Origin of the sequence: Nonomuraea sediminis, from assembly GCF_018531495.1 — a bacterium.
GTDB lineage: Bacteria > Actinomycetota > Actinomycetes > Streptosporangiales > Streptosporangiaceae > Nonomuraea > Nonomuraea sediminis.
This window is the reverse complement of the sequence record NZ_JAHDTI010000001.1, coordinates 503,873-523,746: the sequence shown is the minus strand read 5'-3', so window position 1 is coordinate 523,746 and position 19,874 is coordinate 503,873. Positions and strand designations below refer to the sequence as shown.

Genomic DNA, 19,874 nt, shown 5'->3' with positions numbered 1-19,874 from the left:
GGCCACACATGGGCGCCGACCCCGTAACCGCGCGGGCTCAGAGGGCGACGGGCAAGGACAGGACGAGCCGGACCCCTTGCCGGAGCGGCTCGGCCCGGACCGTGCCCTCGTGTGCCTCGGCGATCTGCCGCACGATGGCCAGGCCGAGCCCCGAGCCGGGCAGCGAGCGGGCCGCGTCGGCGCGGTAGAAGCGGTCGAAGACGAAGGGCAGATCCTCGGGCGCGATGCCGGGCCCCTGGTCGGCGACCGACAGCGTGCCGGCCGGATCCACTCGAACCAGCACCTCGCCGCCCGGCGGGCTCCACTTGATCGCGTTGTCGACGAGATTGGCGGCGGCGCGTTCGGCGGCGTCCGGGTCCGCGCGCACCAGGCACTCGGCGAGCTCGGCCCGCAGCCGCACGTGCGGCGCGCGCGTCCGTGCCCTGGCCAGCACGCGTTCGGCCACCAGGTCGAGGCGGACGTCCTCGAGGTGGATCTGGACGTCGCCGAACCTGGCCAGCTCCACCAGGTCGTTGACCAGCACCCGCAGCTCCCCGGCCTGCGCGCGAGCTTCGTTCACCAGGGCCGGGGCCTGCGGGTCGGCGGTGCCGCGCCCTTCCCCCAGCAGCTCCAGATTGGTGAGGAGGCTGGTCAGCGGGGTGCGCAGCTCGTGCGAGGCGTCGGCGACCAGGCGTCGCTGGGCCAGCAGCGACTCGTGCAGCGCGCCCGTCATCGTGGTGAAGGAACGGGCCAGCCGTCCCACCTCGTCGCGCGCGCCGCCGTCCAGGTCGACGGCGGTGAGCGTACGGGTGACGGTGACCTGCTCGACCACCTCGGTGAGGCGGCCGATGGGGCGCAACACCCGCCCGGCGAGCAGCCGCGCGCTCATCCCGGCGATCAGCGCGCCGCCCAGCGTCAGCGCCGCCAGCAGGAGCTTCAGCCTGTTCAGCGTCTCGTCGTCCCGATCGAGCGGGAACGCGGTGCGCACCAGCGCCTGGTCAGCCTGGTTCAGCGCAGCCGTGTAGACGCGGTAGCGCACCCCGTCGTAGCTGACGTCCTGGAAGTACGGCGTGCTCCTGCCCGACGCGACCTCCGCGTCCCTGACGGTGAGCGGGACGAACCCTTCCGTCGGACCCGGCTCCACGGGAGGCGGGACGAACTGCAGCAACGTGTTGCCCACGGAGACCGGGCTCGTGGGCAGGGGAGCGTCGGTGGCCTTGAACGATTTCAGCAGCCACGGTGTCTGACCTGCGGCCAGCACCAGCTCGCCGTCGTGCTGGCCGGCCAGCCCGGCCGCCGTCGACGGATACAGCACCAGCGAGGCCACCAGCAGCGCCACCGCCACCACGGCCGCCCCCGCCAGCGCGACCCTGGTACGCAGCTTCACGGCTCCACCCGCAGCACGTATCCGAGCCCGCGCACGGTCTGGATCAACCGCGGCTCGCCTGCGGCCTCCAGCTTGGCCCGCAGATAGCTGATGTAGACCCACAGCGCGTTCGAGGAGGGTCCGAAGTCATAGCCCCAGACCGCGTCGAAGATCACGCCCCGGCTCAGCACCCGGTTCGGGTTGCGCAGGAACACCTTCAGCAGCGTGTACTCGGTCCTGGTCAGGTCGAGGACCCGCGCGCCGCGGGAGGCCCGGCAGGCCGCGGTGTCCAGCTCCAGGTCGGCGAAGCGCAACACCTCCTCCGCCGCGCCGCTGCGCCGCAGCAGGGCGCGCAGGCGGGCCCGCAGCTCCTCCAGCGCGAACGGCTTGACCAGGTAGTCGTCGGCCCCGGCGTCCAGCCCGGCCACCCGATCGGCGACCAGGTCGCGGGCCGTGAGCATCAGGATCGGCGTACGGTCGCCGCCCGCCCGGAGCCGGCGGCACACTTCCAGCCCGTCCAGCCCCGGCATCATGATGTCCAGCACCACCGCGTCCTGCCGCCCGCCGCCGGCGGCCTCCAGCGCGCGCAGGCCGTCGGCGGCCGTGTTCACGTGATAACCCTCGCGGGTGAGCGCGCGCGCCAGCGAGCGGCGCACCGCCTCGTCGTCATCCGCCACAAGGACATGCATGATGACACTCTCCTCGCCGAGTCCCGCCGTCGCCCAGCCCTCCTGCGTTCCGGACCGCCGGGCGGGGATGGCCACCGCCCAGCCACGGGCGTCCCTCGCGGGCTGGGCGCCCGCCTGGCGGTCCGGAGGCTCAGGAGCCCGGCGTCTTGCTGGGGCTCAGCTTGTCTTCCTGTGTCGCGATCCCTCGCTTGAACGCGACCAGCGCCTCGTGCAGCCGCTCCGCCGACACGCCGAGGCGCGCGGCCACCGCGGCGAACTCCGGTGAGTCAGGACTTATCCCGCCCTGCTTGGCGAGCCGGCTCAGGTCGTCCGCGGCGGCTTTCGCCCGGTCGAGCCCGACGCCCAGCGTGTCGGCCAGCACCTGGGCCAGTTTCCCTGGATCGGGGGATTCGGGCTGCTTCACGTCGGCCGAGCACCTGACCCCGTCCTTGCCGGGGTCGGCCGTCCTGGCCGCCTCCTCCTTCAGCTTCGCCAGGTCGTCGGGCGAGCACGGCGCGGTCTCCGCGCAGGGTTTGCCGGTGGGGCCTGGTTGTGGCGAGGCCGCCAGCGCCCCCGACCCGCCGAGCACCAGGACGGCGACCATCCCCGCGGCCAGGCCGGCCATTCGTCGCTTCATCTCGCTTCTCCTTCTCCCGGCCGGTGTTTCCGGTCGGCTGCCGCCAGCCAATCCGGCCGACCTTCACCGAGCCGTCGGCGAACCTTAGAAAAGCCCTAGAAGATCGCCTCCAGGTACGGCGCGGGCCCGCGACCTGTGACCGATGAGTTCGCCGTGGCTCGGCCGTACCTGGTTCGGGAGAACCATGCGATGTCCTCACCCGAGGTCATCGCCTCCGCGGCCGTCCCGGTGGGTCAAGGAGCCGGGTGGGATCGTCGATCAGCTGGTTGACCGCGACGATCGCCGCGCCCCGTGAAGCGGCGCCGAAGCCGAATTCGGAGGCGACGAAGCGGCAACGGGCGGCAGAGCCGGCCACGACCAGTCGCTCCAGCTCCTCTTGCGCGTAAGGGAGTAGCCACGCGGCCAGCGACGCGAAGTATCCGCCGACGACGATCACCCGAGGATTGAACAGGTTCGCCAGGATCGAGCCACCGAGTCCAAGCCACCGTCCGACCTGCGCGACCGCCTCCAGCATCTGGGGGTCTCCCGCCGCCAGCCCGCGGATGATCTCCGTCACGCGTTCCTCGGGATCGGGCACCGGCACGCCGTACAGCCCGTATGCCTGCTCGGGCATGGCGGCGCGGACGAGGGCCGCCAGCCCCACCTTGGTCTCCCAGCAGCCGGATCGCCCGCAGCCGCAACGGTCGCCGGACGGATCGACGGGCAGGTGCCCCACTTCGCCGGAGAATCCGTCGGCGCCGCGCAAGAGCCTGCCGTGGCTGACGATGCCGCCGCCCACACCGACCTCGCCCGTGAGATAGACGAGGTCGGGCGTGCCCGCCGCGACACCTGACAGGTACTCGGCGAGCGCCGACAGGTTGGCGTCGTTGTCCACCGTCACCGGTACGCGGTCCCCGCCGAGCGCGGACAACAGCCGGTCCGCCAGCGGGATATCGCGCCAGTCCAGGTTCGGCGCGTACGTCACGACGCCGCGCGCCACGTCCACCAGGCCGGGAACGGCCACCGCGATGCCGGCGGGGTCCGCTCCGGCCCGGCGCATCGCCTCGACGGCCTCGCGGGCGACCATACCCAGGCGGCGCAGCGCGCGATCCGGTCCGCCGGCCATGGCGTCGAAGACGACGCGGCGCTCCACCAGGGCGGAACGGCCGCTGAGGTCGGTTCCGCGGACCGCGATGTAGTCCACGTTGAGTTCCATGCCGAGCACGCCTAGGTGCGCACCGTGCAGCGCCACGGCACGGCGGGGACGGCCGACCGCGCCCACGCGCTCGACGCCGACCTCGCGCACCAACTGCCGATCGAGGAGCTCGGCCACCAGGTTCGAGACGGTGGCCCGATGCAGGCCGGTCGCCTCCGCGATGTCCGCCCGTGACAACACCGCGTGGGCGCGCAGCTCGCGGAGCACGAGCGACAGGTTCGCTCGGCGCATCGCGGCAGGACCCGAGGCGGTGCCGCCCGCGAGTCCTGCGTGGTCCTGCTCGCTCGCCACCATCCACCTTCGGCTTGTTTGTCTCGGCGATCAACTAAGTCAAGTCTGTAGCACGCAGCTGCCGGATGAGCACCCTGGAATCCAACACTTATCGCAGGTCGTTACGGGTGTCAGTTTGCGTTTCCGAAACGTTACATCCGCTTCACTTGCCTTGATCCGGAGGAGATGCCTTTAATTTGGCCAGCCATCCAAACTAATTGGAGTGTGGCGTGAACCGCAGCACGGACACGACGAGTCGCACCAGATCCGCGGGAACCCCCGCGGACCAGGCCAGCGTGCGCCGCTCCAACCTTGCCCTGGTCCTGCGGCACGTGAGCGATCACGGCCCCTGCGCCCGCTCGACCGTCGCCGTCGAGACGGGCTTGAACAAAACCACCGTCACCAGCCTGGTGAGCGAGCTGCAAGCGCGCGGACTCGTCAAGGAAGCGGGGCCGCAGTACGCGGGCTCTGTCGGTCGGCCGGGCCTCGCGCTCGTCCTCGACGGCTCGCGGGTGGGCGCTCTGGGCGTGGAAGTCAACGTCGACTACATCGCCGCCTTCGTCACCGACCTGGCCGGCAGGGTGCTCATCGACCGGCGCATCGGCTTCGACGCCATGGGATCCGGCCCGGAACGCTCGCTGGACGAGCTGACCCGGGCGGTCGAACGCGCCATGGCCGACCTCGACCGGCTCGGGGTCGTACTGGCGGGGATCACGGTGGCCGTCCCCGGTCTGATCGACACGACCACGGGCACCGTCGTCTTCGCCCCGAATCTGGGCTGGCACGAGGTGGCAGTGGCTGAGCGGCTGTCGCGCGCCGGCATCCCGCGGACCGTACCCATAGCGGTGGACAACGAGGCCAACCTCGCCGCGCTGGCCGAGTACACCTCCGGTGTCGCCGCGGGGACATCCGACATGGTCTACCTCACCGGTGAGGTGGGCGTCGGCGGCGGCGTGATCTCCGGCGGCAGACTGCTGAACGGCGCCGACGGGTTCGCGGGCGAGGTGGGCCACATGGTGGTCGACCCCGAAGGCGACCGGTGCGGCTGCGGCCGCATCGGCTGCTGGGAGACCAAGGTGGGGCTCGCCGCGCTGGTTCGCATGGCCACTCCCGACCACGCCTACGGAACGAGCCAACACGTCCTCCGTGATCCGGAGGAACGGCTCGCCGACATCGAGCAGCGGCGGGCCGACGGGGATCCTCGGGTCGACGCGGCCGTCACCGAAGTAGGCCGGTGGCTCGGCCGCGGCTCCGCCTTGCTGGTCAACCTGTTCAACCCACGGGTGATCGTGCTGGGCGGATATTTCGCCAGGCTCGCCGACCGGCTCATCCCTGTCGCCCAGGCGGAAATGGAGCGCCTCGGCATGGCCGCTGCCACACAGCGCTGCAGGTTCGTCCCCTCCGATCTCGGTTTCGGCGCTGCCTCGCGGGGGGCGGCAGGTGTCGTCATCGAACGCGTGCTCACCGACCCCACCACCATCGCCATCACTCAGCCGTGAACCCTGGATGGAACAACGATGAGATCCCGCCTCCCCGACCTCGCACCCGCCTGAACCCTCCCGCCCGGAGCCACGCCTCGCGCCCTTCCCGCCCAGGAAGGCAGGCGGGATCCCTCCGCTGAACGTCCCGTCCGTCTGTCCGGCTGTCCGGAGCCGCGTAGGCATTCGTTAACGCCGACCTCGGTGCGTCGCGGCAGTGCCGCCGGCGCCGCTCAGACGGACGGGGCCCAACCCCTCGGCCTGCCCCACACCCCCAGGAGGCCCCTATGCCGCGGTCATCTTCCGACTCGGCGTCCCTCCTCGTCATGCGAGGAATCGTCAAGCAGTTCCCCGGTGTGCGCGCCCTGGACGGTGTCGACCTCGACGTCCGTGCCGGGGAGGTGCACTGCCTGCTCGGCCAGAACGGCGCGGGCAAGTCCACACTCATCAAGACCCTGGCAGGGGCGCACCAGCCCGACGAGGGCAGCATCAGTTTCGGCGGCAAGGAAGTCCGGCTGACCAGCCCGACGGCCGCGATCCAGCTCGGCATCTCCACCATCTACCAGGAGCTCGACCTGGTGGACGGGCTCAGCGTGGCCGAGAACATCTTCCTCGGCCACGAGCCCGCGAGGCTCGGATTCGTCCACCAGCGTGAGGCCAACCGGGCCACCCGCGAACTGCTGGCCAGGCTGGGACACGGCGAGATCCGCCCGACCACCGAGGTGGGCCGGCTCTCGCCCGCGGCCAAGCAGGTGGTGAGCATGGCTCGGGCGCTCTCCCACGACACCCGGCTGATCGTGATGGACGAGCCGTCGGCCGCTCTCGCGCACGATGAGGTCGGCAACCTGTTCCGCATCATCAGGGAGCTGACGTCGCAGGGCGTGGCGGTGATCTACATCTCGCACCGGCTGGAGGAGATCCGCGAGATCGGCGACCGCGTCACGGTGCTCAAGGACGGCCGCACGGTCGCGGTGGGGCTTCCGGCCGAGCAGACGTCGACGTCCCAGGTGGTCTCTCTGATGACCGGCCGTAGCGTCGAGTACGTATTCCCGCCCCGGGTGTCGCGCGAACCGGGGGAGGAGGTGCTGCGCGTCGAGGGCCTGACGGTGCCCGGCCGGGTCCGGGACCTGTCGTTCTCGGTGCGGGCCGGCGAGATCGTGGGGCTGGCGGGCCTGGTCGGTTCGGGCCGCTCAGAGATCATCGAGGCGGTCTACGGGGCGCGCCGCTTCTCCGGCCGCGTTTTCCTGGAGAGCCGTCCCGTCCCGCGCCGCCGCGGCACGACGGGCGCGGTGCGGCTGGGCATGGGTCTGGCTCCCGAGGAGCGCAAGGCCCAGGCGCTGCTGCTGGGCGAGAGCGTCACGCGCAACATCTCGCTGGCCAGCCTGGGCCGCTACTCCAGGTTCAGCTGGATGGACCGGCGCCGCGAGGCCGAGGACGCCCGAGCCATGGTGCGGGCGCTGGACATCCGGCCTCCGGACCCCGACCGGCCGGTCGGCACCTTGTCCGGCGGCAACCAGCAGAAGGCCGTGCTGGCCCGCTGGCTGGTCAACGGCCGCAAGCTCCTGCTGCTTGACGAGCCCACGAGGGGGGTGGACGTGGGCGCCAGGGCCGAGCTCTACGCCGTGGTGCGCCGGCTGGCCGACGAAGGCGTCGGAGTGCTGCTGGTCTCCAGCGAGGTGCCCGAGGTGCTCGGGCTGGCCGACCGGGTGCTCGTCATCAGCAAGGGCCGCCTCGTGAAGGAGAGCGACGCCAGTGACCTCGACGAACACGACATTCTCGACATGATCATGGAAGGGGCCCCGGCATGAGCGAGCCTTCGGCGCCCGCGGTGAGCGGGCAGAGCACCGTCCCCGCCCAGACGGGCACAGCCGGGACACTGCGGACCAGGCTGACAGCGATTCCCCACCTGGGACTGATCATCGCGCTGGTGCTGCTGTCCGCCGTGGGGCTGGCGACGACACCCGACACCTTCGCCACCGTCTCCAACCTGGTGAGCATCCTGTCCCTGGCCGCCACGATCGGCGTCATCACGGTCGGCGCCACCTTCGTGATCATCGGCGGCGGCATCGACCTGTCGGTCGGCGCGGTCATGGCACTGGCCTCAGTCTGGGCGACCACGCTGGCGACCCAGTCCTACGGCCCGTTCATGATGATCGTCTGCGCCGTGCTCGTGGGCACCGGGGCCGGGCTGGTCAACGGCCTGCTCATCGCGTACGGGCGGCTGGTGCCGTTCATCGCCACGCTGGCGATGCTGGTGGCCGCCCGAGGCCTGGCCCAGCGGATGTCCGACCGCAAGACCCAGCTCGTGCAGCAGGGCAACCAGGCGATCGTGGACCTGTCGACGACCCGGCTGCTCGGCATCCCCGTGCTGGTGTACATCTTCGCGATCGTGGTGGTGCTGGGCTGGGTGCTGCTCAACCGGACCACGTTCGGCCGCCGCACGTACGCGGTCGGCGGCAATCCCGAGGCGGCCCGCCTGGCAGGCATCGACGTCCGGCGCCACACGGTGCTGCTGTACGCGCTGTCAGGCCTGTGCTGCGGCATCGCCGCGGTGCTCATCATGGCCAGGACGACCACAGGCTCGTCCACCCACGGCGACCTGTACGAGCTGGACGCCATCGCCGCCGTGATCATCGGCGGCACGCTCCTCACCGGCGGGCGCGGCACGATCATCGGCTCGATCCTCGGCCTGCTGATCTTCACCGTGATCACCAATCTGTTCATCCTCAACGGGCTCAACACCAGCGACCAGCTGATCGCCAAGGGCCTGATCATCGTGGCGGCCGTGCTGCTCCAGCGGCGCTCCCTGCGATCACCCGTCTGACCCGTCACCCCCCTCGCAAGGAGAAATTCTCATGTCCGATTCTGTGCCACGCCGGGGATTCCTCTTCAGCGGCGCCGTCATCGGTGCCGGCGCCCTGGTGAGCGCGTGCACCAGCAACCAGCCGGCCGGCACGCCGAGCAGCGCCGCCGCGCCCGCCCCCGCGGCCACCGCGGGTAACGACGCGCCCGGCGAGAAGGTCGTCATCGGCTTCTCGGCTCCGGCCGCCGACCACGGCTGGATCGCCGCCATCGCCAAGAACGCCGAGGACGCCGCCAAGCAGTACTCCGACGTGGAGTTCAAACCGGTGGAGCCGACCAACGACATCAACGCCCAGATCAGCGCCGTCGAGTCGCTGATCGCGGCCAAGGTGAGCGCGCTGGTGATCCTGCCCAACGACGGCCAGCAGCTCAACCAGATCGCCCGCCAGGCCACCGACGCCGGCATCCCCGTGATCAACCTCGATCGGGTCTTCCCCGACAAGCTGTCGTACCGGACCTGGATCGGTGGCGACAACTACGGCATGGGTGTCGCGGCCGGACACTTCATCGGCAAGCGGCTCAAGGACAAGGGCGTGTCCGATCCGGTGATCCTGGAGATCCAGGGCATCGCCACCCTGCCCCTGACGCAGGACCGCAGCAAAGGCTTCGACGACGCGCTCAAGACCTACGGCTACAAGGTGACCGCCCGGCAGGACGCCCAGTTCACCGTCGAGTCGGGCACCAAGGTCGCCACCAACCTGCTGCAGGCACACAAGAAGATCGACGCGATCTGGAACCACGACGACGACCAGGGCATCGGCGTGCTGGCCGCGATCAAGGAGGCCGAGCGCAGCGAGTTCTTCATGGTGGGCGGAGCCGGCTCGGCCAACGCGATGCGTGACATCCAGGCCGACTCCGGCGTGCTGAAGGCCACCGTCACCTACAGCCCCACCATGGCCGCGTCCGCGATCAAGCTGGCTCGCCTGATCGCCCAGGGCAGGGGCATGAGCGACCTGCTGGAGAAGCAGGTGCCGCAGTCCATCACGCTGGCCTCGGAGACGGTGACCAAGGACAATGCCGCACAGTACCTGCCTCTCGGGTTCGAATCATGAGCGCGCGCATCGGGGTCGGGATGGTCGGGTACGCGTTCATGGGGCGCGTCCACTCCCAGGCGTGGCGCAACGTCGCGGCCTTCTTCGACGTGCCGCTGCGGCCCGCCATGGCGGCGCTGTGCGGCAGGTCCGCCGAGGCCACCGCGCAGGCCGCGGACCGTCTGGGCTGGGCCGCCACGGAGACCGACTGGAAGCGCCTGATCGAGCGGGACGACGTGCAGATCGTCGACATCTGCACCCCCGGCGACAGCCACGCCGAGATCGCCATCGCCGCGTTGGCGGCCGGCAAGCACGTCATCTGCGAGAAGCCGCTGGCCAACACCGTCGCGGAGGCCGAAGCCATGGCTGCCGCCGCCCGTACGGCAGCCGCGCGCGGCGTGCACGCGATGACGGCGTTCAGCTACCGCAGGGTGCCCGCCATCGCGCTCGCCCGGCGCTACGTCGAGGAGGGCAGGCTCGGCGAGATCAGGCACGTACGTGCCCAGTACCTGCAGGACTGGATCGTCGACCCGGAGTTCCCACTCGTGTGGCGGTTGCAGAGCGACAGGGCGGGCTCCGGCGCACTGGGTGACATCGGCGCGCACATCATCGACACCGCCCAGTTCATCACCGGCGAGCGCCTGACCGAGGTGGCGGCGCTGACCGAGACCTTCATCAAGGAACGCCCCCTGGCCGGCAGCTCCTCGGGGCTGACCGCCGGAGGCGGCAGCGGCAGGGGACCGGTCACCGTGGACGACGCCGCGCTGTTCATCGGCCGGATGTCGGGCGGCGGACTGGCCTCCTTCGAGGCCACCCGCTTCGCCACCGGCCGCAAGAACGCGCTCCGCATCGAGGTCAACGGCGCGCTGGGCAGTCTGGCCTTCGACTTCGAGTCGATGAACGAGCTGTGGTTCTGCGAGGGCACAGGTGGATTCCGGCGCATCCTCGTCACCGAGCCCGACCACCCGTACGCCGGCGCGTGGTGGCCGCCCGGTCACGGCCTCGGCTACGAGCACGCCTTCACGCACGAGGTGAAGGACTTCCTGGAAGCGATCGCCACAGGCATCGCCCCCGAGCCGTCCTTCGACGACGGCCTGCGGGTGCAGCGCGTGCTGGAGGCGGTCGAGGATAGCGCGGCTCACGGGAGCCGGCTGACCCCTACGGAGGACGCATGACCAGGCCGATCACGCTGTTCACTGGCCAGTGGGCCGACCTGCCGTTCGAGGAGGTGTGCCGCCTGGCCTCGGAGTGGGGCTACGACGGCCTGGAGATCGCCTGCTGGGGCGACCACTTCGAGGTGGACAAGGCACTGTCCGACGACTCGTACGTCGGTCGCAAGCTGGAGCTGCTGGCCAAGCACAACCTCAAGGTGTGGACGATCTCCAACCATCTGGTCGGGCAGTCCGTCTGCGACAACCCCGTCGACGAGCGGCACAAGGGCATCCTGCCCGCCCGCATCTGGGGCGACGGCGAGCCCGAGGGCGTGCGCGGGCGCGCGGCCGAGGAGATGAAGGACACCGCCCGCGCCGCCGCGAAGCTCGGCGTCTCCACCGTGGTCGGGTTCACCGGATCCTCCATCTGGCACACCGTGGCGATGTTCCCGCCGGTCCCGACGTCGATGATCGAGGCCGGATACCAGGACTTCGCCGACCGGTGGAACCCGATCCTGGACGTCTTCGACGAGGTCGGCGTCCGCTTCGCCCACGAGGTGCACCCGAGTGAGATCGCCTACGACTACCACACCACGGTCCGCACCCTGGAAGCGATCGGCCACCGGCCGGCCTTCGGCCTGAACTGGGACCCCTCGCACATGGTGTGGCAGGAGATCGACCCGGCCGGCTTCATCCTCGACTTCGCCGACCGGATCTATCACGTGGACTGCAAGGACGCCAAGGTGCGCGTGGGCGACGGTCGCCGCGGACGGCTCTCGTCGCACCTGCCCTGGGCCGATCTGCGCCGGGGCTGGGACTTCGTGTCCACCGGGCGAGGGGACGTGCCGTGGGAGGACTGCTTCCGCGCGCTCAACGCGATCGGCTACGACGGCCCGATCTCCATCGAGTGGGAGGACGCGGGGATGGACCGGCTGCACGGCGCGCCGGACGCGCTGGCGCTCATCCGCGCCTACAACGCGATCACCCCGCCCTCCTCGGCGTTCGACGCCGCCTTCTCCGCCGAATGAACTCGCCGCGGGCGGCTGCCGGCGGCCGCCCGTCGGGCACCCCCCTCGTGAAGGAGATCAGATGAGCACGGGAGTATGGCTGATAGGCGCGCGGGGCTCGGTCGCCGTCACCAGCATGATCGGAGCGCTCGCGGTACGGGCCGGCCTGGCCGCGCCGACCGGGTGCGTCCTGGAGTCGGCCGAACTGCGCGGCCGTGTCCGGCCCGACATCGGTGACCTGGTCTTCGGCGGCCATGACGTCTCCTCGGTCCGGCTGGAGAAGAAGGCCGAAGCGCTGGGGGAGGCGGGAGTCGTCCCGGCGGCGCTGGCCGATGCCGTACGCGGCGAGCTGCTCGCGATCGAGCAGGACGTACGGCCGCTCCCGGCCGCCGCCACCCAGGCCGAGGCGGCCGGCGCGCTCGGCGCCGACCTCGACAGCTTCCGGCTCAGGCACGGCCTGGACCGCGTCGTCGTGATCAACGTGTCGTCCACGGAGCCCGCTCCACGAGACCACCCCGCCCACGCCGATCTCGACGCGCTTCGTGCCGCGCTCGCCGGACCGGAACCCGTCCTGCCGCCGAGCGCGCTGGCCGCCTACGCCGCCCTGCTCGCCGGCTGTCCATACGTCGACTTCACCCCATCGACCGGCGCCCGCCTGCCCGCGCTCGACCGGCTGGCCCGGGAGCAGGGCCTGCCGTACGCCGGGCACGACGGCAAGACGGGGGAGACGCTGGTCAAGTCGGTGCTCGCTCCGATGTTCGCCCAGCGCAACCTGACAGTACGCACCTGGTCAGGGGTCAACCTGCTGGGCGGCGGCGACGGCGCCAACCTCTCACTGCCGGACGCCAACGCGGCCAAGGCCGCGAGCAAGCAGCGCGTGCTCGCGGAGACGCTGGGCTACGCCCCGCAGGGTGACACCCGCATCGACTACCTGGAAGACCTCGGTGACTTCAAGACCGCCTGGGACCTGATCACCTTCGAGGGCTTCCTCGGCACCCGCATGCGCATGGAGTTCACCTGGCACGGATGCGACTCCGCCCTGGCCGCCCCGCTGGTCCTCGACCTGGCGCGGCTGGCCGCCGCCGCCCACCGTGCCGGGCGGACCGGCCCGCTCACCGAACTGGCCTTCTTCTTCAAGGACCCCATCGGCCGGGTCCCGCATGGCCTGGCCGCCCAATGGCAGGCGCTTCACGACCTCGTCGCCGCTCTCGACGCGCCGGGCGCCGCGCGATGACGCTCCAGTACGGCGCGCCGGGGGTGCGGCGGTGACGGCGCTGCGGGACCTGCTCGAACTCGTCCGGGCGCCGGCCGCGCTGTCCGTACCCGGCGACGTGATCGCCGGTGCCACCGCCGGACAGGCACTCAACGGCCGGACCTTGGGCCTGGCCTGCTCTTCGGTCTGCCTGTACTGGGCGGGCATGGCCGCCAACGACTGGGCGGACCGCCGCCTCGACGAGGTCGAACGCCCTGAACGGCCCATACCCTCAGGCCGGGTGTCTCCAGGTGCCGCCCTCGCGGTGGCCGCCAGCCTCACGACGGCGGGCGTCGCCGTGGCAGGGCTCGTCGGCGGACGCCGCGCCCTGACCGTCGCCGTGCCCCTGGCCGCCGCCGTCTGGGCGTACGACCTCCTCGCCAAGAACACCCCCGCGGGGCCGACGGCGATGGCCTTGTGCCGCGGCCTCGACGTACTGCTCGGGGCCGCGCCCAGCCGTTCGATGGTCGCCGCGCTCCCATCCGCTCTCACGATCGCCATCCACACCTACCTCCTGACCACCTTGTCCCGCGCAGAGGTCTCCGGCACGGACCGCCGCCTCCCCGCCGCCACCCTGACGGGCACACTCGCGCTCGCGGCCGCTACCGCCGGTCCCGGAGCCCGACGCGCCGACGCGTCGGCCCGCGCGGCTCACACGGTGCTCGCGGCCTGGTACGCCGCCGAGTTCGGCGTCTCCCAGGCGCGAGCCTTCGCGGAGCCCTCCGCCGGACGCGTCCGTGCCGCGGTCGCCTCCGGCATCGTCGCCCTGCCCGCACTCCAGGGCGCCCTCGCCGCGCGGAGCGGGGCCACCCGCACCGGTCTCGTCCTGGCCACGGCGGTTCCGCTCGCCCGCCGCCTGATCAGAAAGCTGTCACCGACATGATCAGATTCGGCTACGGCACCAACGGCTTCACCAACCACCGCCTGCCCGACGCCCTCGAGGTCATCGCCGAGCTCGGCTATGCCGGAGTGGCGCTCACCCTCGATCACCATCACCTCGACCCCTACGCCGACGGCCTGGTCCCGCGCGTGGCGAAGCTCGCCGATCGCCTGCGCACCCTCGGCCTGGCCGTGGTCGTCGAGACCGGCGCCCGCTATCTGCTCGACCCCCGGCGTAAGCACGCCCCGACCCTTCTCCACGACGACCGGGACACGCGGCTGGACTTCCTGCGCCGGGCCGTCGCCATCGCCGCCGACCTGGGCGCCGAGGCGATGTCGTTCTGGTCCGGAGTGCGCCCCGAACACACGGAGCCGTCCCTCGCCTGGAGCAGGCTCGTGGACGGATGCGCGCAGGTGCTGGAGACAGCCCGGCGCGTCGGCGTGCCGCTGGGATTCGAACCCGAACCCGGAATGCTCGTCGAGACCATCGCCGGCTGGCGCGCGCTGCACCAGGCGCTCGGCGAGCCGGAAGGCTTCGGCATCACCCTGGACATCGGCCACTGCCGCTGCAACGAGCCGGACCCGGTGCCCGCCTGTGTCACGTCCGTCGCGGATTTCCTGGTGAACGTCCAGATCGACGACATGCGCCGCGGCGCGCACGAGCACCTGGAGTTCGGCGAGGGCGAGATCGACTTCCCGCCGGTGCTGCGCGCGCTCGCCGACGCCGGATACCGGGGCCTGGTGGCCGTCGAACTGCCCCGCCACGCGCACGCGGCCCCGGACGTGGCCGCCCGCTCGATCGGATTCCTCCGCGCGGCGGAGCAGGCCGGGGGAGGCGGATCGTGACGACACCTGAGCGACTGCGAGCCGCGTTGCGCGAGACGCCGGGGGCGGCCTCGCTGGAAGCCATGCTCGCCGCCGCGGCCGAACGTCCCGAGACCGTCAGGCGGTCCTTCCCCGCAGCGGGACGGCAAGCCGGACGGGAGCCGCTGCCGGGCGCGCCGGGTTGGACGGCCGATGAGGCCGCACGAGCGCTGCTGCTGGCCGCGCTTCCCCCGGACCGCGCCGCCGCGATCTGCGAGCTTTACCGGTACGGCGACGCCGACGAGAAGCGAGCAGTGCTCAAGGCGCTGCCCATGCTCGACCTCGGCACGGCGGCGCTGCCGCTGCTGCACGACGCGATCCGCACCAACGACGCCCGCCTGGTAGCCGCCGCGCTCGGCCCGTGCGCCCGCCACCTCGACCAGGCCGCATGGCGGCAGGCGGTGCTCAAGTGCGTGTTCATGGGCGTTCCGCTGGCCGTCGTGGACGGTCTCGATGAGCGGGCCGACCCCGAGCTGGGCGTCATGCTGGCCGCCTTCGCCGACGAACGTGCCGCGGCCGGCCGAGCCACACCCGGTGACGCTGTCGCGCTGCTGCACCGCCTCACTCGCAAGGAGCCCTGACCGATGCGCATCTTCGACCCGCACATCCACATGACCTCGCGCACCACCGACGACTACGCCCGCATGGCCGACGCCGGAGTCCAGGCCGTCGTGGAGCCGGCGTTCTGGACGGGCCAGCCCCGCACCAACGCGGGATCGTTCACCGACTACTTCGACTCGCTCGTCGGCTGGGAACCGTACCGGGCCGCGCAGTTCGGCGTCGTCCACCACGCCGCCATCGCGCTGAACCCGAAGGAGGCCAACGACCCACGATGCCGCCCTGTCCTGGACCTGCTCCCGCGCTACCTGGACAAGGACCGCGTCGTCGCGGTCGGCGAGATCGGCTACGACTCGATCACACCCGAGGAGGACGACGCCTTCGAACGGCAACTCGCCCTGGCCGTCGAGCACGACCTGCCGGCCCTCGTGCATACCCCCCACCGTGACAAGGCCCGCGGAACCCGGCGCAGTCTCGACGTCGTAGCGGCCTCCGGCATCGCGTCCGGACGAGTCGCCATCGACCACCTCAACGAGGTCACCGTCGGCCTCGTGCACGGCTCCGGCTGCTGGATGGGCTTCTCCATCTACCCGGAGACCAAGATGTCGCCACCGCGCATGGTGGAGATCCTGCGCCGGTACGGCCTGGACAGGATGCTGATCAACTCGGCCGCCGACTGGGGCGTCTCCGACCCGCTCCTCACGCTGGAGACCGGCATGGCGATGCTGGCCGCCGGTTTCACCGAGGACGACGTCGACCGCGTGCTGTGGCGCAACCCGGTCGAGTTCTACGGCCAGTCCGGCCGCCTCGATCTGGCCGTCACCGGCGCCGCCGAGCCGACCTTCGCCGGCAGCTCCATCAGACGCGGAGGCTCATGATGCGGCTGCACCACCCCTCGGGAACGCCGCTCCACCTCAGCTACTGCACCAACGTGCACCCCGCCGAGGACCTCGACGGCGTCATCGCCCAGTTCGACACGTACGCGACGCCGATCCGCGCCCGGCTCGGCACGGACGTCCTGGGGCTCGGGCTCTGGCTCGCCGCTCCCGTCGCCGCCGCCCTCGCCGCCGACGCCGCGCTCCGGGGCAGGCTCCGCCGGGAGCTGACCGCGCGAGGTCTGGAGGTGGTGACGCTCAACGGCTTCCCCTACCGCTCCTTCCACGACCCGGTGGTCAAGCACGCGGTCTACCATCCCGACTGGACGACCCGCGCCCGGCTGTCGTACACGCTCGACCTGGCGCGCGTCCTGGCAGACCTGCTGCCCGACGACGCGGCACGGGGGTCGGTCTCCACCCTGCCCTTCGGCTGGCGCGAGCCATGGAACGCCGCCATGGCGGATATGGCCGCGCGCCGGATCGACGAGCTGGCGGCCGGCCTGGCCGCCGTCGAGTCGGTCACCGGCCGGACCGTGCGGGTGGGCTTCGAGCCCGAACCAGGCTGCGTCGTGGAGACCACCGAGCAGGCGATCGCCCGGCTGGCCGACGCCGACACCGATCGGCTCGGCGTCTGCCTGGATCTCGCCCACCTGGCCTGCGCCTGGGAACACCCCGCCGACGCCCTGGCCGCCTTCAGCGCGGCCGGCCTGCCGATCGTGAAGGTCCAGCTCTCGGCCGCCCTGGAGAGCACCAGCCCGAACGCACTGCGCGAGTACGTCGAGCCGCGCTTCCTGCACCAGACCCGCACCTCCGGTGGGCAGGCCGCCGACGACCTCGACGAGGCGCTCGACCGGGACCTCCCCGGGCCGTTGCGCGTCCACTACCACGTGCCGCTGCACGTCGAGCCGGTCGCGCCGCTGGCCACCACCATCCCCGTGCTCCGCGAGGCGCTCAAGGAACTGGTCGGCGGGCCGCGGCCGCTGTGCGACCACTTCGACGTGGAGACCTACACGTGGGAGGTGCTGCCGCCCGCACTGCGCCCGCACACCCCCGGACAACTCGCCGCCGGCATCGCCGACGAGCTGGACTTCGCCCGTGCCGAGCTACGCGATCTGGGAGTGAAGGCATGACATCGCTACTGGTCCTGGACGTGGTGGGGCTGACCCCGAGGCTGCTGGCGCACATGCCGCGGCTGCGTGCCGTCGCCTCAGCGGGCTTCCAGGCGGAACTCGGCACCGTCCTGCCCGCCGTCACCTGCCCGGTGCAGTCGACCTTCCTCACCGGCCTACCGCCGTCCGGGCACGGCGTCGTCGGCAACGGCTGGTACTTCCGCGATCTCGGCGAGGTCCTGCTCTGGCGCCAGCACAACGCGCTCGTCGGCGGCGAGAAGCTGTGGCAGGCCGCCCGGCGCGCCCGGCCGGGCTACACCGTGGCCAACGTGTGCTGGTGGTACGCCATGGGCGCCGACGTCGACTGGACGGTCACGCCCCGGCCGATCTACCACGCGGACGGCCGCAAGGATCCCGACTGCTACACCGACCCGCCGGAGCTGCACGACGAGCTCACCGCCGCTCTGGGGACGTTCCCCCTGTTCAGCTACTGGGGGCCCGGCGCGGGCATCGCCTCGTCGGCCTGGATCTGCCGGGCCACCGAGCACGTCATGGCCACCCGCGATCCGGACCTCACCCTGGCCTACGTCCCCCACCTCGACTACGACCTGCAGCGGTACGGCCCGTCGGACCCGCGCTCCGCCGCGGCGGCAGCCGAGCTCGACACCGTCCTCGCGCCCCTGCTGGACGCCGCCGCGGAGCAGGGCAGGACCGTGGTGGTCCTGTCGGAATACGGCATCACCGACGTGTCCCGTCCGGTCGACGTCAACCGGACGCTGCGTGCCGAGGGGTTCCTGCGGGTCCACACGCAGGACGGCATGGAGTACCTGGATCCGTGGACGTCGCGCGCGTTCGCCGTGGCCGACCATCAGACGGCGCACGTCTACGTCCGTGACCCCGCCGACGTGCCGGCCGTCGCCGCGCTCTGCGCATCCCTGCCGGGCGTCGCCGACGTGCTCGACGCGGCAGGCAAGGCAGCGCACGGTCTCGACCACTCCCGCTCCGGCGAGCTGGTCCTCCTGGCCGAGCGCGACGCCTGGTTCACCTACTACTACTGGCTCGACGACGCCCGCGCGCCCGACTTCGCGCGCATCGTCGAGATCCACCGCAAGCCCGGCTACGACCCCGCCGAGCTCTTCTTCGACCCCGCCGCCCCCGCCGCGGCCAAGCGCCGGGCCGGGGTGGCGCTCCTGCGCAAGAAACTCGGCATGCGCTACCTCATGAGCGTCGTCGGCCTGGACGCCGGCGCCCGCGCCGTGCGCGGCTCCCACGGGCTGCTCGCCGCCGACCCCGGCGACGCCCCCGTCCTGCTCTGCTCCGACCCATCCGCGGCCCGCGAACGCTTCGAGGCCGTGGAGATCAAGGACCTGCTCCTGCGACTCGCCCTATCCGCACACGAGGGAGACCAGTATGTACGAACCCACCCCTGACGACCGCTTCGCCTTCGGCCTCTGGACGGTCGGCTGGGAGGCCCGCGACCCGTTCGGCGACGCCACCCGTGCTCCGCTCGACCCCGTCGAGACCGTGCACCGGCTGGCCGAGCTGGGCGCGTACGGCGTCACCTTCCACGACGACGACCTGCTCGCCGTCGAGCCTGACAGGGACAAGGCCATCGCGGGCTTCCGCAAGGCGCTCGACGAGACCGGCATGAAGGTGCCGATGGCCACGACGAACCTGTTCACCCACCCGGTGTTCAAGGACGGCGCGTTCACCAGCAACGACCGCGACATCCGCCGTCACGCCATCCGCAAGGTCTTGCGCAACCTCGACCTCGCGGTCTCGCTCGGCGCGAAGACGTACGTGTGCTGGGGCGGCCGCGAGGGCGCCGAGTCCGACGCCGCCAAGGACATCAGGTCGGCCCTGGCCCGCTACAAGGAGGCCATGGACATCCTCTGCGGGTACGTCCTCGACCAGGGCTACGACATCCGCTTCGCCATCGAGCCCAAGCCGAACGAGCCCCGAGGCGACATCCTGCTCCCGACGATCGGCCACGCGCTCGCCTTCATCTACGAGCTGGAGCACCCCGAGATGGTCGGCCTCAATCCCGAGGTCGGCCACGAGCAGATGGCCGGGCTCAACTATGTGCACGGTGCCGCGCAGGCGCTGTGGCACGGCAAGCTGTTCCACCTCGACCTGAACGGTCAGCACGGTCCGAGATACGACCAGGACCTGATCTTCGGCCACGGGGATCTGAAGAGCGCCTTCTTCCTGGTGGATCTGCTGGAGCACGGTGGCTACGACGGCCCGCGCCACTTCGACTACAAACCTCTGCGCACCGAGGACGCGCAGGACGTCTGGGACTCCGCCGCGGCGAACATGCGCACGTACCTGATCCTCAAGGAGAAGGCGCGCGCCTTCCGCGCCGACCCGGAGGTGCAGGAGGCGCTGCGGGCCTCCCGGGTGGACGACCTGGCACAGCCCACGCTCGCGCCCGGCGAGACGCCGGCCGACCTGCTGAGCGACGACTTCGACGTGGAGGAGGCCGCGCGCCGCGGCTACCACTTCACCCACCTCAACCAGCTCGCCCTCGAGCACCTGATGGGCGTACGCGGGTGAGCGACGGCCCCGGGAGACGAAAGGAGTTGTGTCACGTCAGGTAGGTCGGAGGGCGGCACCTTCCGACCTGGACCTGGAGCATCACCGATCCGCAGCACCCGGCATCAGCGCGGCGGCGCGCGCCTTGCCTAACTCCC

The 19,874-nt window shown here is 71.5% G+C and carries 18 protein-coding genes; 14 read left to right on the top strand and 4 right to left on the bottom strand.

Features of this window, described 5'->3' with window-relative positions; genetic code table 11:
* Window positions 1-37 precede the first annotated feature (37 nt).
* The 4 genes from KIK09_RS02370 to KIK09_RS02355 all read right to left on the bottom strand — a co-directional run bounded on the left by KIK09_RS02370 (window position 38) and on the right by KIK09_RS02355 (window position 4,139).
* On the bottom strand, window positions 38-1,366 hold the full coding sequence (locus KIK09_RS02370; RefSeq protein ID WP_214316928.1) for a sensor histidine kinase: 1,329 nt from the start codon (window positions 1,364-1,366) through the stop codon (window positions 38-40).
* Window positions 1,363-2,034, bottom strand: a complete 672-nt coding sequence (locus tag KIK09_RS02365) for a response regulator transcription factor (RefSeq protein WP_214316927.1) — start codon at window positions 2,032-2,034, stop codon at window positions 1,363-1,365. Before KIK09_RS02365 ends, KIK09_RS02370 begins: the two co-directional genes overlap by 4 nt.
* Window positions 2,035-2,164: 130 nt before the next feature.
* A complete protein-coding gene (locus KIK09_RS02360) occupies window positions 2,165-2,650 on the bottom strand; it encodes a hypothetical protein (RefSeq protein ID WP_214316926.1) in 486 nt (161 codons plus the stop codon).
* Between the two features lie 205 nt (window positions 2,651-2,855).
* Entirely contained in the window at window positions 2,856-4,139 is a 1,284-nt protein-coding gene (locus KIK09_RS02355; RefSeq protein WP_214316925.1) for an ROK family transcriptional regulator, read from the bottom strand.
* Between the two features lie 206 nt (window positions 4,140-4,345).
* Here KIK09_RS02355 and KIK09_RS02350 point away from each other — a divergent pair, with 206 nt between their 5' ends.
* The 14 genes from KIK09_RS02350 to xylA all read left to right on the top strand — a co-directional run bounded on the left by KIK09_RS02350 (window position 4,346) and on the right by xylA (window position 19,737).
* Window positions 4,346-5,614 carry an ROK family transcriptional regulator gene (locus KIK09_RS02350; RefSeq protein ID WP_214316924.1) on the top strand — a complete coding sequence of 423 codons (1,269 nt, stop codon included), beginning with the start codon at window positions 4,346-4,348 and terminating at the stop codon, window positions 5,612-5,614.
* 305 nt (window positions 5,615-5,919) lie between these two features.
* The gene (locus KIK09_RS02345) at window positions 5,920-7,401 is read left to right on the top strand and encodes a sugar ABC transporter ATP-binding protein (RefSeq protein WP_250572488.1); all 1,482 of its coding nucleotides are present in this window, start codon (window positions 5,920-5,922) and stop codon (window positions 7,399-7,401) included.
* Complete coding sequence (locus tag KIK09_RS02340; protein WP_214316922.1) at window positions 7,398-8,417, top strand: ABC transporter permease; 1,020 nt, start codon at window positions 7,398-7,400, stop codon at window positions 8,415-8,417. The genes KIK09_RS02345 and KIK09_RS02340 overlap by 4 nt, the downstream gene beginning before the upstream one ends.
* Before the next feature lie 31 nt (window positions 8,418-8,448).
* Entirely contained in the window at window positions 8,449-9,507 is a 1,059-nt protein-coding gene (locus KIK09_RS02335; RefSeq protein WP_214316921.1) for an ABC transporter substrate-binding protein, read from the top strand.
* Window positions 9,504-10,661, top strand: a complete 1,158-nt coding sequence (locus KIK09_RS02330) for a Gfo/Idh/MocA family protein (protein ID WP_214316920.1) — start codon at window positions 9,504-9,506, stop codon at window positions 10,659-10,661. Before KIK09_RS02335 ends, KIK09_RS02330 begins: the two co-directional genes overlap by 4 nt.
* A complete protein-coding gene (locus KIK09_RS02325) occupies window positions 10,658-11,665 on the top strand; it encodes a sugar phosphate isomerase/epimerase family protein (protein ID WP_214316919.1) in 1,008 nt (335 codons plus the stop codon). Before KIK09_RS02330 ends, KIK09_RS02325 begins: the two co-directional genes overlap by 4 nt.
* Before the next feature lie 61 nt (window positions 11,666-11,726).
* On the top strand, window positions 11,727-12,878 hold the full coding sequence (locus KIK09_RS02320; RefSeq protein ID WP_214316918.1) for an inositol-3-phosphate synthase: 1,152 nt from the start codon (window positions 11,727-11,729) through the stop codon (window positions 12,876-12,878).
* 31 nt (window positions 12,879-12,909) lie between these two features.
* Window positions 12,910-13,779, top strand: a complete 870-nt coding sequence (locus KIK09_RS02315) for an SCO3242 family prenyltransferase (protein ID WP_308163896.1) — start codon at window positions 12,910-12,912, stop codon at window positions 13,777-13,779.
* A complete protein-coding gene (locus KIK09_RS02310; protein ID WP_214316916.1) occupies window positions 13,776-14,621 on the top strand; it encodes a sugar phosphate isomerase/epimerase family protein in 846 nt (281 codons plus the stop codon). Before KIK09_RS02315 ends, KIK09_RS02310 begins: the two co-directional genes overlap by 4 nt.
* A complete protein-coding gene (locus KIK09_RS02305) occupies window positions 14,618-15,220 on the top strand; it encodes an EboA domain-containing protein (protein WP_308163895.1) in 603 nt (200 codons plus the stop codon). Before KIK09_RS02310 ends, KIK09_RS02305 begins: the two co-directional genes overlap by 4 nt.
* Before the next feature lie 3 nt (window positions 15,221-15,223).
* Window positions 15,224-16,075 (top strand): TatD family hydrolase, encoded by an 852-nt coding sequence (locus KIK09_RS02300; protein ID WP_214316915.1) that lies wholly within the window; start codon window positions 15,224-15,226, stop codon window positions 16,073-16,075.
* The gene (gene eboE, locus KIK09_RS02295) at window positions 16,075-17,202 is read left to right on the top strand and encodes a metabolite traffic protein EboE (protein WP_214318001.1); all 1,128 of its coding nucleotides are present in this window, start codon (window positions 16,075-16,077) and stop codon (window positions 17,200-17,202) included. The genes KIK09_RS02300 and eboE overlap by 1 nt, the downstream gene beginning before the upstream one ends.
* Window positions 17,199-18,611: an alkaline phosphatase family protein gene (locus KIK09_RS02290; RefSeq protein ID WP_214316914.1), complete on the top strand. Its 1,413-nt coding sequence runs from the start codon at window positions 17,199-17,201 to the stop codon at window positions 18,609-18,611. Before eboE ends, KIK09_RS02290 begins: the two co-directional genes overlap by 4 nt.
* Window positions 18,592-19,737 (top strand): xylose isomerase, encoded by a 1,146-nt coding sequence (xylA, locus tag KIK09_RS02285; RefSeq protein ID WP_214316913.1) that lies wholly within the window; start codon window positions 18,592-18,594, stop codon window positions 19,735-19,737. Before KIK09_RS02290 ends, xylA begins: the two co-directional genes overlap by 20 nt.
* The last annotated feature ends 137 nt before the right edge of the window (window positions 19,738-19,874 follow it).

Bases quoted from the DNA above. Each gene is read 5' to 3' on its own strand.
- KIK09_RS02325 (WP_214316919.1), top strand. From the start codon at position 10,658: ATGACCAGGCCGATCACGCTGTTCACTGGCCAGTGGGCCGACCTGCCG.
- KIK09_RS02360 (WP_214316926.1), bottom strand. From the start codon at position 2,650: ATGAAGCGACGAATGGCCGGCCTGGCCGCGGGGATGGTCGCCGTCCTG.
- xylA (WP_214316913.1), top strand. From the start codon at position 18,592: ATGTACGAACCCACCCCTGACGACCGCTTCGCCTTCGGCCTCTGGACG.
- KIK09_RS02300 (WP_214316915.1), top strand. From the start codon at position 15,224: ATGCGCATCTTCGACCCGCACATCCACATGACCTCGCGCACCACCGAC.
- KIK09_RS02320 (WP_214316918.1), top strand. From the start codon at position 11,727: ATGAGCACGGGAGTATGGCTGATAGGCGCGCGGGGCTCGGTCGCCGTC.
- KIK09_RS02310 (WP_214316916.1), top strand. From the start codon at position 13,776: ATGATCAGATTCGGCTACGGCACCAACGGCTTCACCAACCACCGCCTG.
- KIK09_RS02330 (WP_214316920.1), top strand. From the start codon at position 9,504: ATGAGCGCGCGCATCGGGGTCGGGATGGTCGGGTACGCGTTCATGGGG.
- eboE (WP_214318001.1), top strand. From the start codon at position 16,075: ATGCGGCTGCACCACCCCTCGGGAACGCCGCTCCACCTCAGCTACTGC.
- KIK09_RS02365 (WP_214316927.1), bottom strand. From the start codon at position 2,034: ATGCATGTCCTTGTGGCGGATGACGACGAGGCGGTGCGCCGCTCGCTG.
- KIK09_RS02290 (WP_214316914.1), top strand. From the start codon at position 17,199: ATGACATCGCTACTGGTCCTGGACGTGGTGGGGCTGACCCCGAGGCTG.
- KIK09_RS02355 (WP_214316925.1), bottom strand. From the start codon at position 4,139: ATGGTGGCGAGCGAGCAGGACCACGCAGGACTCGCGGGCGGCACCGCC.
- KIK09_RS02340 (WP_214316922.1), top strand. From the start codon at position 7,398: ATGAGCGAGCCTTCGGCGCCCGCGGTGAGCGGGCAGAGCACCGTCCCC.
- KIK09_RS02345 (WP_250572488.1), top strand. From the start codon at position 5,920: ATGCGAGGAATCGTCAAGCAGTTCCCCGGTGTGCGCGCCCTGGACGGT.
- KIK09_RS02335 (WP_214316921.1), top strand. From the start codon at position 8,449: ATGTCCGATTCTGTGCCACGCCGGGGATTCCTCTTCAGCGGCGCCGTC.